This is a genomic window from Flavobacterium sp., assembly GCF_044338735.1.
GTDB lineage: Bacteria > Bacteroidota > Bacteroidia > Flavobacteriales > Flavobacteriaceae > Flavobacterium.
This window is the reverse complement of sequence record NZ_JBIIWV010000058.1, coordinates 1-12,574: the sequence shown is the minus strand read 5'-3', so window position 1 is coordinate 12,574 and position 12,574 is coordinate 1. Positions and strand designations below refer to the sequence as shown.

The following is a 12,574-nucleotide window of genomic DNA, read 5'->3' as shown; positions in this document are numbered from 1 at the left end:
CAAAACAGAAACTTATTGATAATAAACCAATAACACCTGAGTAACTTATTAACTCGTTATTTGCAACAAAATAATATTGTAATAATATGAAGATAAAATTTCTACTTTTAACAGTACTTTTTTCGGCTATCTCTTTTGCTCAAAACGCAACGGTAAGCGGACAAATTTTAGACAAAGAAATGAACAACGAACCGCTTCCTTTTGCAACGGTTCTTATAAAAGAAACAAAACAAAATACTGCTACCGATGAAAATGGTAAGTATTCATTTTCAATTCAACCTGGAAATTATACTTTAGTACTTTCCTACTTAGGCTATGCAACAAAAGAAATTGCTTTTGCAGTAAACGCTGGCGAACTTAAAACCATCAACCACACATTAGCTTCAACAGGCGGGGAAGAATTAAAAGAAGTAGTAATTGAAGTACAATATAGTAAAGAGAAAGAAAGTGCTTTATTACAAGAACAACAAAAAGCGGTGGAAATTAAACAAAGTATAGGATCGCAAGAATTATCAAGAAAAGGAATTAGTGACGTAGAAGAAGGATTAACTAAAATTACTGGAATCTCAAAAGTAGAATCAAAAGGGTTGTTTATTAGAGGATTAGAAGATCGTTACAATAATTTACTTATCAATAATTTAGCAGTTCCTTCAAACAGTCCATTCAAGAAAATTGTACCTCTTGATCAATTCCCAACAGATGTTGTAGGCTATATTGATGTTTTTAAAACCTTCAATCCTAATATATATGGAGATTTTGCAGGAGCAACTATTGATGTTAAAACCAGTCAAAGCACAAAAGAACAAACAAAAATTTCGTTTGGAACAGGTTTTACAACAAATAACAATTTAAGTGATTTTTTATTGTCGGAAGATGCTGATAATACCAAAAGTAAATTTGGATTTGGAGGTCAAGAACGAGCGTTACCTGTTGGTTACGGAAGCATACCTGCGGGAAGAATTAACAACGATTACACATCAAGCTGGAATGTAAACAAAGTCAAATCACCTTTAAACACCAGCACAGGAATAAGTCACACAGGTAAATTTGATGTTGGATCAAATAAATTATACTATGTTTTTGCTACAAATTTTGACAACAAATATCAAGTAAGAGAAGGAGTTGATAGAACTTTTTCGCAAGGTCAAGGAATTTATGATAATAATCTAACTAAAAAACAATACAAATTTCAAACTCAAGCATCGGCTTTAATAGGATTACAATTTAAAGCAGATCGTTTTAAATTTAACTACACTGGTTTGTATTTAAAATCTACCGAAAATTTAATTCAAGACCAAGTTGGATACACTCGAACTGCTGTTCAAAATCCAAATGAATTTATTCGATTAAATCAATATGAACAATCGGATTACTTTGCGAATCAATTTTTTGGAAGTTACAAACTTTCAAAAGATGACAAACATTCGATAAATGGTGGTTTATCATACACGAGAACAAAATACAGTCAGCCAGACAGAAAATTTATCACTGGAACAAAAATTTCTGATACCGAAATCAATACACAATACGGAAGTAACAATTTATTACGTCAGTTTTTTAATATTGACAACAACTTCCATATGTCGGGCAATATAGAATACAATTATAAATTTGGAAAAAACGAAGATCGATTAAATAAATTATCAGCAGGTTATAGCGGTTTTGCAGAATATATGGTTTCTAAATTTCGATTCACGTTCGGAAATCCAAATAATGGCGCTATTCCATATAATGTACCTGTTAATGACATTGACGCTTTTATTCAAAACGATATTGCAAGTAATTTTATTTCGTTCACAGAACAATCTACTGCAGAATGGAAAACAAAAGTATTTCAAAGAGCTGATGGAGCTTATACCAATTTACTTTTAAATGTAAACGAAAAATTAGAATTTAACGTAGGTCTTCGTGCTGAAAATACAATTAGAGAGTATAAATACAAGTCTATTGTTGACCCTATTTCAAATCCTTATCGCACTAAAACAAATGAGAATTTGTATATTTTACCTTCCTTAAATGTTAAATATGCAATGAAAGATGATCGTAATTTACGTTTAGCAATTTCAAAAACGTATACAAAACCAGTTCTTTTTGAAAGTCTTGACATTAATTTAATTAATGCCGATGGAACAACAGAATTAGGAAATTCAGATTTAGAAAATAGTCAAAATTATAATGCAGACTTAAAATTTGAAGTATTCCCAACGAGTAAAGAAATGTTTGCAGCTACTATTTTTGCAAAATACATCGATCAACCTATTGAGAGAACAATTTTAGCAAGTGCTACGGGAAGTGGACAAACGATTACTTACTTTAACAACAAAAGCGCAACCTTATTTGGTGCCGAATTTGAAGCAATACTTCAATTAAGTAGATTAACCGATAAATTAGAAGGCTTTTCTTTCGGATTTAATACTTCATTAATGATAACCGAATCGACAATCGACAAAAAAAGACCTGGTTCAGACTTTGATACATTTACCAAAAGAAATTTACAAGGTGCTTCAAATTGGTTATTAAATTCGGACATTAAATATGAATTTGATTTAGGTAGTACTTGTAAAAATACTGCTTCATTAGTATATAATGTGTATGGCGAACGCATTTATGCAGTAGGTGTTGCTGGATATGACCATATCTATGAAAAACCATTTCATAAACTAGATTTTGTTTGGGGAAGTTCAATCAATAAAAAATGGGATTTGAAATTTTCTGTAGATAATATTTTAAATCCATTGTATACCAGAGAACGTGGTACTGAAAATAAAATATCCATTGAAGAATCATCTTTAGTAGAACAATCTTATAAAAGAGGCGTTGGATTCTCAACCAGCATTTCTTATTCATTCTAAAAAAAGAGCAGTTAATAACTGCTCTTTTTTGTTTACATAAAAGCAACATTGTTTTTACGATTATATGATTTTTCAATAACCTTTTTATAATAGTAAAAAAACATTTATAAAACATACCCTGACTAAATTTGTAAAAACAATTAAAAAAACAAACACAAATGAAAAATTTATTTTTAAGTCTAACTATTTTAGGAACTTTATTTACAGGTTGTTCAACCGATGATGAAGAAGGTGCAATTGCACCAGTTCAAGGAGAACTTACAGGTTCTATCACCACAAACAGAACACTAGCTTATGGAAACTACACTTTAAACGGTATTGTTACCATAGAAAATGGTGTAACCGTAACTTTTGATGCAGGTTCTACAGTTACTGCAAACGCAACTAATGGTGTTGATGCAATTGTGGTAAAAAATGGTGGTAAATTAATTATGAACGGAACGGCTGCTCAACCAATCGTTTTAACTGAATCTTCTGCTGTTCCAGGATCATGGGGTGGTATTATTATGTATGGTGATGCACCTATTAATGGATCTGGTGGAACAACTACTAGAGCATCAGAAGATGGTTTAAATTTAATGTATGGTGGAACAAACGCTACACATAATGGTGGAACGCTTCGTTATGTAAGAGTAGAATATGCTGGAAAGAAAATTACTGACGGAACTAGTGAAATGAATGGTTTTTCTTTCTATTCAGTAGGTTCAGGAACAATTTTAGAAAATTTAGTTTCTTACAAAGGAGCCGATGATGGTTACGAATTTTATGGAGGAACAGTAAGTGGAACAAACTTAATTTCTTACGGTAATTTTGATGATTCATTTGACTGGCAGGATGGATGGAAAGGACAAAACAATTCTAACTGGTATGCTTACCAAACTGGAACTGGTAACTTTGGAATGGAAATTGAAGCTTCTAATAACAATAATTCTTATTTCCCAGTAGTTACAAATATTACTTTAAAAAGAGCAGCTGGTACAATAACAGAAGGTGGTTCATCTGCTGCAGAATATGATGCTATCCAATTTAAAAAACAAGGAAACGGAGATTTTTCAAATATTCTAATTTCTGGATACACAACTTCAGGAGCAACAGCTGTAAGAATTCAAGATGCTGGAACAAATACTGATCAAGTGAATGGTAGCAAAATTAAATTAACTGCTGTTAAAATTAATGATGGTACTTCTCAATTTGCAGGAGCGGGTGTAATTAGCGTTACTTTCCCTTCAGGGCAATACACTACAAGCACAACTGCAACTGGTGCAAACATAACAACTGGTGCTTGGTCAACTGTTGGCGGGGTTAACTTATTGCAATAATCATTATATAAAATATTAAAAATCCCTCTTTTAGAGGGATTTTTTTTTGGCATTGTATTTGTTTTCCTTTTTTTTAATATCTTTACACTTATATTTAGTTGCTGATGAAAAAAAAATACTCTTTTATTCTTTTACTGTTGTTGATTTTAGGCTCTTTTAGTGCACAAGCACAAGATAGCAAATCAACAGCTACCTCTAAAACTCAAGAGTCAATCATTGAAGGTCTTACTATTTACCCTAACCCTACAAACAGCGGAAGAATATATATTTCAACTAAATTATCATTAGATAAAAAAGTAGAAATATTTAATGTCTTAGGAAAAAAAGTGTTAGAAACCGTCATTACTTCAAAAGAAGTAAACGTAAGTAACCTAACCGCTGGCGTTTACATCATCAAAATTAAAGAAGGAGAAGCAACTGCCACCCGAAAACTCATTATCAATTAGTTGCTCAATTAAACAACAATTTATTAACACATAATAACCTAGAAACTATCTTTTAATAAATACTTTTGTCTTATAATTTAATCTTATTCATATGAAAAAAATTTACTTTTTATTTATAACTTTTATGGTGTGTTCATTGTCTTTTGGACAAATATTCTATTCCGAAAATATGGGAACTCCTACTAGCACTACTCTAATTTCTGCTAATACATTTCAAAACACTACACCAATTGCATATTCTGGAACTGCAGATGTAAGGGGTTCAACTGTTTCTTCTGTATACTCTGGAGCTTCAGGTGGTGGAAATGTTTATTTTACAGGAGTTGCAGGTACTTCATTTTTAATTGAAGGTATTAATACTTCAACGTATAATACATCTGAATTACACCTTAGTTTTGGTCATTACAAAAGCTCAACTGCTGGTAATAATGAATTAACAGTTGAAGTTAGTACTGATGGAACCACTTATACTCCTCTTGCTTATTCTAGAGCAACTGGTACAGGTACTGCGAGTTGGACATTAATAACAATAACTTCAGGGATTCCAAGTACTAATAATTTAAGAGTTCGATTCACACAGGCTTCAGCAACAACACAATTTAGAATTGATGATGTTAAGCTAGAAAAATATTGCCCCGTACAAATTACATTTGGAACACCAGTTGCAACATGCAATACGTCAACATTAAATTTAGACACTTATAACTTATCTATTCTTTATACCGGGGCTGGAAACTCTGGCTTAGTTTTAACAACAAATTCTGGTGTGATAGGCGGAGATAATCCAGCTTCAATTGCAAGCGGAACAATTACTGTGACTGGAATTACGGAAGGAACAAGTTATTTAGTAACTGCTACTCAAGGAACTTGTTCGAAACAAGTTAGTGGAAACTCTCCCGAATGTAAACCGATTAATGCATTACCCTATTACGATAGTTTTAACTATACTGTAGGAAGTTCTTTAGGAGCATTACAAACATGGACTAATGTGAATACAGGAGATAATATTACAACTACAACTGGTAGTTTAGCATACCCTGGTTTAACGACTGCTGGAAATTCTGTTTCTTTTGCAGCAGATGGGATTGATTGTTTTTCTCCAATAACATCAACCACTTCAGGAACTGTTTACTATTCCTTTTTAATGAAGATTGGTTCTATGGCTGGGGTTACTGAAGCAAATGGAGGTTATTTTGCCGGAATTGGAGAAAATTCTTCAACCTTAGGAGCAACTTTATGGACTAAACGAGTAGATGACACCAACTATAATTTAGGGATTGAAGTAAGAACTGCTACTACTACAAATACTACATATTCAACCACTTCTTACCAAACAGGTCAAACTTATTTTGTAGTAGTTGGTTATACTTTTAATACTGCTACTGCAGCAGACGATGTGGTTAGTTTATGGGTGAACCCTACTGTAAACGCTGCTATGCCAACAGCAACGTTGACAGATTCTCAAGCAGCAACAGCAATAGACTTATTAAATGCCTCAACCTTTTTCCTTAGACAAGATAGCGCAACTGAAACACCTACAGTTCAAGTAGATGAGTTAAGAATTGGAACTGCTTGGGCAGATGTAGTACCTCAAACTGCAGGTTTAAACGATAACAACATCAACGGTTTAACAATGTATCCAAACCCATTATCTGGAAACACATTGAATTTGACTTCTACTGCAAATGCAGCGATGGCAGTTCAAATCTTTGACTTATTAGGTAAAGAAGTGTTGAAAGCTACTGTTGTAAACAACGCTGTAAACGTAGCAAAATTAACTACTGGTGTTTATGTAGTTAAAATTACCGAAGAAGGTAAAACTGCTACAAGAAAATTAGTGATTCAATAATTTAGATGCTGAACCATCCCGAAGCTTCGGGACAGCATGACAAATAAAGTAAAGCATCAACGAAAGTTGGTGCTTTTTTTGTATGTCTATTTTTTACTAATCGTTAAAAATAATTGTATCTTTGAAATAGATTAAAATCAACTAAAATGAAAACCGTATTAATAGAGATAAAAAATCCAAAAGCTATAGCGCTTCTACATGAATTAGAAGAGTTAAATATTTTGAAAATAGTAAAAGAAAGTCTTTTAAATAAAAAAATAAAACTCTCTGAAAAATACAGAGGTGTGTTTACAGAAGAAGACACTAGAAATTTTGATGAATACACAAATAAATCTAGAAAAGAATGGAACAATATTTAATTGATAATAATGTTATTACCAGTTATTTTTCAGAATTACTTCCTAATAAAGGAATGAAATTTGTTGCAAATATTTTAGACAACACGCCCAATATTTCCGTGATAACACAAATTGAAATTCTTTCATGGGTGCAATCAGACAAACAAAAAGAAAACATTTTAAAAGATTTTATTTTAGACAGCAATGTATATTTGCTCAACAGTGAAATCGTAGATGAGTGCATTAAAATTAGAAGAAGTAAAAAAATAAAAACACCCGATGCTATTATTGCTGCTACTGCAATTATAACGGGTTCTATATTATTAACAAACGATAAAGATTTTATTGGTATTCAAAATTTAAAAGTTATCAATCCTTTTTTATTATAATTACTTTTTTTATTTTGGTTGCAAAAAATCAAATATTCATTATTCAAAATCAAAAACAATTTGAAAAAGTTACTTTAAAAGTGTTTCGTCATCAGTACGATAATAATTTGGTATACCAACAATTTTGCAACTTCTTGAAAAAAGATAAAACCAATGTAAAATCGGTATCTGAAATTCCGTTTTTACCCATTCAATTTTTTAAAAGTCACGCCGTCATTAGTTCGAACGAACCCGTTCAACAAACTTTTACGAGTAGTGGCACAACAAGCCCCCTAACCCCCGAAGGGGGAACTTCAAACGAGCCTATAAAAAGTAAGCATTTGGTTACCGATGTCAATTGGTACGAACAAAGTTATCGCCTGGGCTTCTCTCAGTTTTACGGAAACATTGAAGATTATTGTGTATTGGCATTGCTTCCTTCTTATTTAGAGCGCGACGGTTCTTCTTTGATTTACATGGTAGAAGATTTAATTGAAAGCAGTAATCATGCAGATTCTGGATTTTATTTGAATAATCATAGTGCGCTTTTACAAAAAATCGAAAAATTAAACAAAGAAGGACAAAACGTAATTCTTATTGGAGTAACCTATGCTTTATTAGATCTTATCGAATATGCACAAGCTACTTCTTTTCCGCTTCGGGAATTAGGGAGCAACCTCATCATCATGGAAACGGGTGGTATGAAAGGAAAACGAAAAGAACTAATTCGCGAAGAATTACATACTATTTTATGCAACGGTTTTGGAGTAGCTAAAATTCATTCCGAATATGGGATGACCGAATTACTTTCACAAGCCTATTCACTGGGCGATGGAGTTTTTGAATGCCCTCCTTGGATGCAAGTATTCATTCGCGATACCGAAGATGCATTTACATATGTTGCTGATGGTAAAACAGGGGGAATTAACGTGATTGATTTGGCAAACATTAATTCGTGTTCGTTCATCGCTACACAAGATTTAGGTAAAAAAAATCCCAACCATTCGTTTGAAGTGTTGGGACGTTTTGATCATTCTGATATTCGAGGTTGTAACCTGATGGTTATCTAACTTTTATCACATAATAATTTTTCTTTCCTTTTTGTAACAACAAGAATTGATTATTAATTAAATCTGCCGAAGTAATTTTGTAATCTTCTGCTACTTTCTCTTTGTTCAAAGAAATAGCATTCTGTTTTAATTCTCTTCGCGCATCACTATTTGAAGCCAAAAAATTAGTTTTTGCAGAAAGTGCAGCAATCATATCCAAACCTTCACTTAACTCGCCTTTAGAAATTTCTGCTTGTGGCACGCCATCAAACACTTCTAAAAACGTTTTTTCGTCTAACTTTTTCAATTCCTCCATTGACGGACTAAAGAATGCATTTGAAGCCGCAATTGCATTTTCTAAATCAGCTTGTGAATGCACCATTACGGTAATTTCTTCGGCTAATCGCTTTTGTAACACTCTTAAATGAGGTGCTTCGCTGTGTTCCGCAATAAGTTTTTCAATAGTTTCTTTATCTAAGAATGTGAAAATCTTGATGTATTTTTCGGCATCAACATCTGACGTATTCAACCAATATTGATAAAATTTGTAAGGCGAAGTTCGTTCCGCATCCAACCAAATATTTCCGCCTTCCGATTTTCCGAATTTAGTTCCATCGGCTTTGGTAATTAGTGGACAAGTTAAAGCATAGGCTTTTCCTCCTTCAATTCTTCGGACTAATTCGGTACCAGTAGTAATGTTTCCCCATTGGTCACTTCCGCCCATTTGCAACGTACATTTTTTTGCTCGGTACAAATGTAAAAAATCATATCCTTGGACTAATTGGTACGTAAATTCGGTAAACGACATTCCTTCCGAAGTATCACCAGTCAAACGCTTTTTAACCGAATCTTTCGCCATCATGTAGTTAACCGTAATGTGTTTTCCTACATCACGAATAAAATCAAGGAATGAAAATTCTTTCATCCAATCGTAATTATTTACCAACTCAGCCGCATTAGCTTCAGCAGAAGTAAAATCTAAAAAACGAGCCAGTTGTCCTTTAATAGCTTCTTGATTATGACGCAACGTAGCTTCGTCTAACAAATTTCTTTCATTTGACTTTCCTGATGGATCGCCAATCATTCCGGTTGCTCCACCAACAAGTGCTAAGGGTTTGTGACCACTCAATTGAAAATGTTTTAACAACATTACCCCAACTAAATGTCCTATATGCAATGAATCAGCTGTTGGATCAATTCCCACATACGCCACACGCATTTGTTCCATCAAATGTTCTTCTGTGCCTGGCATAACATCGTGGAGCATTCCTCTCCAAGTCACTTCTTCTATAAAATTCTTCATGATTCAATAATAATTTAAGCAAAGATAGTTTTTAGTCTTAAAGTTTAAAAGTTTTATTCAAAATTCAAAAACAATTCTTCTAACAGCCAGCTTCCAGCTTCCATCAAAAATAGTATCTTTACACCATGATTTTAGTTACAGGCGCAACAGGATTAGTGGGTTCGCATTTATTAGTGCAACTTCTTCAAGAAAATGAGGAAGTAAAAGCTATGTTTCGTTCTGAAAAACAAATTGAACAGACAAAAAAAATATTTGAACATAAAAACCAAATTGCTTTATTTGAAAAAATCAATTGGGTAAAAGGCGATATAACCGATATTCCATCGCTAGAAAAAGCATTTGAACAAGTAACTCATGTGTACCATTGTGCTGCAGTTGTTTCTTTTGAACCTAAAGAAGAAACCCTTATTCGAAAAGTAAACATTGAAGGCACGGCAAACATTGTAAATTGTTGTATTGATTTTAAAGTGAAAAAGTTGTGTCATGTGAGTTCAATTGCTGCACTTGGAGACAAAAAACAATCGGAACATTTGATTACTGAAACAACCGAATGGAACGCTGAAAAACAACACAGCGATTATGCCATAACTAAATATGGTGCCGAAATGGAAGTTTGGCGTGGGTTTCAGGAAGGGCTTGAGGTGGTAATTGTTAATCCGGGTGTGATTTTTGGCTTCGGTTTTTCAAACCTTGGAAGTGATTTGTTCATTCAATGGGTAAAAAATAACATTCCGTTTTATACTAATGGAACCATTGGAATTGTGGGGGTTCATGACGTAGTAACAGTAATGCACACATTGATGAAAAGCGCTGTTTCTGGTGAACGGTATATTGTTGTGGGAGAAAACTGTACTTATAAAGAGTTATTCTATTATATAGCAACTTTATTGAACACAAAGCCTCCGTATATTTATGCTTCAAAAACGATTACTGCTATAGCTTGGCGCATGGATTGGTTGTGGTCAAAAATAACTAACAGCAAAAGAAAATTAACAAAATCAACGGCGGCATCATCTCACGAAAATGACAGTTATTCTTCAGAAAAAATAGAAAACGCCATAAACATAACGTTTCAAAAGAAAGAAGTGTTTTTAAAAGATGTTATTTGATTTTTTCTTTGCCTGGAGACGCAATTGAATCGGCTGCGACTTCTTCATCTAAACGGTCTAGCACTTCTTGATACATTTTTTTATATTGCTTAACATCTGCAGCATAATAACGCTGATTTTGATGAAAAGTGAGACTATCAATAGCATATTTTTTATAAATGTAGGTACTACTATTGATTTGCTTTTCCGATAATCTTAATGGCATTGAACCATCGGCAGCTTGTAAAATGGCAATATCAAATAATATATTAATCATTACTTCCTCGTCCAATAAATTATCGGGCTTTGGCACCGGATTATTAGAACAAGATAGCAACCAAACTGCGCAAAAAACTAAAACTAACTTTTTCATTTATACAGTTCTTTCAAATAATAAACGTTGGCCGGCATTTTTTTCTTTGATTTTGCCATTAGCGTAGACTAACTTTCCATTGACAAAAGTATGCGTTACGCGTGATTTGAAATTATACCCTTCAAAAGGAGACCAACCGCATTTTGCTAAAATATTTTCTTTTTTAACGTTCCAAGGTAAATAAGCGTTTACAATGGCAATATCCGCAAAATAGCCTTCTTTAATAAATCCTCGCTTTTCAATTTTGAATATTTTTGCTGGATTATGACAAAATTTTTCTACAATCTTTTCTACTGATATTTTTCCTTGATGATGTGCTTCAAACAATGCTACTAAAGCATGTTGCACTAACGGACCGCCCGAAGGACAAGTAGTGTATGGATTTGATTTTTCTTCTAATGTATGTGGCGCGTGATCGGTTGCAATAACATCTATTCGGTCGTCTAATAACGCTTTCCAAAGCGCATCTTTATCTGCTTGTGTTTTTACAGCCGGATTCCATTTAATAAGCGAACCTTTTGTTTCATAATCGGCATCAGTAAACCATAAGTGGTGAATACAAACTTCTGCGGTAATTTGCTTTTTTTCCAATGGAATTTTATTGGTAAACAAATCCAATTCTTTAGCGGTTGACAAATGAAAAACATGTAAACGTGCACCTGTTTTTTTGGCTAATGCTATAACTCTTTCTGTAGATTTATAACATGCTTCAACACTTCTAATTTCCGGATGTTTTTCAACCGGAATATCATCGCCATAAATTTCCTTGAATTTAGCTAAGTTATCTTTTACAATTTGTTCGTCTTCACTATGTACTGCAATTAATAACTTAGTATTAGTAAATATTTTTTCTAACGACGCGGTACTGTCTACTAACATATCACCTGTTGAAGAACCTAAAAACAATTTTAATCCAGCAACATTTCGCGGATTTGTTTTTAGAATTTCTTCTAAATTATCATTTGTCCCGCCCATCATAAAAGAATAATTAGCGTAAGATGATTGGGCTGCAATTTGGTATTTATCTTCTAAAAGTTGTTGTGTAACCGCATTTGGAACTGTATTTGGTTGTTCAATAAAGGATGTAATTCCACCCGCCACTGCTGCTCTACTTTCGGTTTCAATGGTTCCTTTATGGGTAAGTCCTGGTTCTCTAAAATGCACTTGATCATCAATAGCACCCGGAATGACATAACTTCCTTCGGCATCAATAATTACGCAACTTGAGGATTTAGGACTAATTTTTTGGGCAATTTCAGTAATTAATTCATTTTCAATTAATATATCCCCTTCAAAAACAACACCTTCATTTACAATTTTGGCATTTCTAATTAAATATGTACTCATTATAATCTATTAAATATTTTTCGTAATCGAAGCATTATTACTCCTATTACAGCTTCGCGAATAATTCCGCTACTCATTTTTGATTGTCCTTTGGTTCTGTCGGTAAAAATAATTGGAACTTCTTCAATTATAAATTGATTGGTGAACGCTCTATATTTCATTTCTATTTGGAAAGCATATCCGACAAATTTAATTCGGTCGAGATTAATATGCTCTAAAACAATTCGTTTATAACATTTGAA

At 33.1% G+C, this 12,574-nt stretch carries 11 protein-coding genes and 1 pseudogene; 8 read left to right on the top strand and 4 right to left on the bottom strand.

What is annotated here, in order from left to right; translation table 11 throughout:
* The first annotated feature begins 86 nt into the window (after nucleotides 1-86).
* The 7 genes from ACIQZC_RS05530 to ACIQZC_RS05500 all read left to right on the top strand — a co-directional run bounded on the left by ACIQZC_RS05530 (nucleotide 87) and on the right by ACIQZC_RS05500 (nucleotide 8,242).
* Nucleotides 87-2,852, top strand: coding sequence for a carboxypeptidase-like regulatory domain-containing protein (locus ACIQZC_RS05530; protein WP_396138242.1), 2,766 nt, complete (start codon nucleotides 87-89; stop codon nucleotides 2,850-2,852).
* 158 nt (nucleotides 2,853-3,010) lie between these two features.
* Nucleotides 3,011-4,171, top strand: coding sequence for a hypothetical protein (locus ACIQZC_RS05525; protein WP_396138241.1), 1,161 nt, complete (start codon nucleotides 3,011-3,013; stop codon nucleotides 4,169-4,171).
* 104 nt (nucleotides 4,172-4,275) lie between these two features.
* Nucleotides 4,276-4,617, top strand: coding sequence for a T9SS type A sorting domain-containing protein (locus ACIQZC_RS05520; protein ID WP_396138240.1), 342 nt, complete (start codon nucleotides 4,276-4,278; stop codon nucleotides 4,615-4,617).
* A 91-nt stretch (nucleotides 4,618-4,708) separates the two neighbouring features.
* On the top strand, nucleotides 4,709-6,466 hold the full coding sequence (locus ACIQZC_RS05515) for a T9SS type A sorting domain-containing protein (protein WP_396138239.1): 1,758 nt from the start codon (nucleotides 4,709-4,711) through the stop codon (nucleotides 6,464-6,466).
* Nucleotides 6,467-6,612: 146 nt separating this feature from the next.
* Complete coding sequence (locus tag ACIQZC_RS05510; protein WP_396138238.1) at nucleotides 6,613-6,825, top strand: hypothetical protein; 213 nt, start codon at nucleotides 6,613-6,615, stop codon at nucleotides 6,823-6,825.
* A complete protein-coding gene (locus tag ACIQZC_RS05505) occupies nucleotides 6,810-7,193 on the top strand; it encodes a type II toxin-antitoxin system VapC family toxin (RefSeq protein WP_396138237.1) in 384 nt (127 codons plus the stop codon). Before ACIQZC_RS05510 ends, ACIQZC_RS05505 begins: the two co-directional genes overlap by 16 nt.
* Before the next feature lie 14 nt (nucleotides 7,194-7,207).
* Entirely contained in the window at nucleotides 7,208-8,242 is a 1,035-nt protein-coding gene (locus ACIQZC_RS05500) for an acyl transferase (RefSeq protein WP_396138236.1), read from the top strand.
* On the opposite strand, the gene tyrS is transcribed toward ACIQZC_RS05500, so the two are convergent.
* A complete protein-coding gene (gene tyrS, locus ACIQZC_RS05495) occupies nucleotides 8,235-9,524 on the bottom strand; it encodes a tyrosine--tRNA ligase (RefSeq protein WP_396138235.1) in 1,290 nt (429 codons plus the stop codon). The genes ACIQZC_RS05500 and tyrS overlap by 8 nt on opposite strands.
* A 125-nt stretch (nucleotides 9,525-9,649) precedes the next feature.
* Between tyrS and ACIQZC_RS05490 the strand changes: the two genes are divergently transcribed.
* Nucleotides 9,650-10,633 carry an NAD-dependent epimerase/dehydratase family protein gene (locus ACIQZC_RS05490; RefSeq protein WP_396138234.1) on the top strand — a complete coding sequence of 328 codons (984 nt, stop codon included), beginning with the start codon at nucleotides 9,650-9,652 and terminating at the stop codon, nucleotides 10,631-10,633.
* Here the strand turns inward: ACIQZC_RS05490 and ACIQZC_RS05485 are convergent.
* From ACIQZC_RS05485 to ACIQZC_RS05475, 3 genes and pseudogenes are all read right to left on the bottom strand, one after another.
* Nucleotides 10,626-10,985 (bottom strand): DUF4296 domain-containing protein, encoded by a 360-nt coding sequence (locus ACIQZC_RS05485; protein WP_396138233.1) that lies wholly within the window; start codon nucleotides 10,983-10,985, stop codon nucleotides 10,626-10,628. The two genes, ACIQZC_RS05490 and ACIQZC_RS05485, sit on opposite strands and share 8 nt — an antisense overlap.
* Nucleotides 10,986-12,332 (bottom strand): dihydroorotase, encoded by a 1,347-nt coding sequence (locus ACIQZC_RS05480; protein ID WP_396138232.1) that lies wholly within the window; start codon nucleotides 12,330-12,332, stop codon nucleotides 10,986-10,988.
* Nucleotides 12,332-12,574, bottom strand: a pseudogene (locus ACIQZC_RS05475) (polyprenol monophosphomannose synthase); the annotation flags it as partial. The gene ACIQZC_RS05480 and the pseudogene ACIQZC_RS05475, both read right to left, overlap by 1 nt.

Bases quoted from the DNA above. Each gene is read 5' to 3' on its own strand.
- ACIQZC_RS05480 (WP_396138232.1), bottom strand. From the start codon at position 12,332: ATGAGTACATATTTAATTAGAAATGCCAAAATTGTAAATGAAGGTGTT.
- ACIQZC_RS05520 (WP_396138240.1), top strand. From the start codon at position 4,276: ATGAAAAAAAAATACTCTTTTATTCTTTTACTGTTGTTGATTTTAGGC.
- ACIQZC_RS05530 (WP_396138242.1), top strand. From the start codon at position 87: ATGAAGATAAAATTTCTACTTTTAACAGTACTTTTTTCGGCTATCTCT.
- ACIQZC_RS05505 (WP_396138237.1), top strand. From the start codon at position 6,810: ATGGAACAATATTTAATTGATAATAATGTTATTACCAGTTATTTTTCA.
- ACIQZC_RS05485 (WP_396138233.1), bottom strand. From the start codon at position 10,985: ATGAAAAAGTTAGTTTTAGTTTTTTGCGCAGTTTGGTTGCTATCTTGT.
- ACIQZC_RS05510 (WP_396138238.1), top strand. From the start codon at position 6,613: ATGAAAACCGTATTAATAGAGATAAAAAATCCAAAAGCTATAGCGCTT.
- ACIQZC_RS05515 (WP_396138239.1), top strand. From the start codon at position 4,709: ATGAAAAAAATTTACTTTTTATTTATAACTTTTATGGTGTGTTCATTG.
- ACIQZC_RS05525 (WP_396138241.1), top strand. From the start codon at position 3,011: ATGAAAAATTTATTTTTAAGTCTAACTATTTTAGGAACTTTATTTACA.
- ACIQZC_RS05490 (WP_396138234.1), top strand. From the start codon at position 9,650: ATGATTTTAGTTACAGGCGCAACAGGATTAGTGGGTTCGCATTTATTA.
- tyrS (WP_396138235.1), bottom strand. From the start codon at position 9,524: ATGAAGAATTTTATAGAAGAAGTGACTTGGAGAGGAATGCTCCACGAT.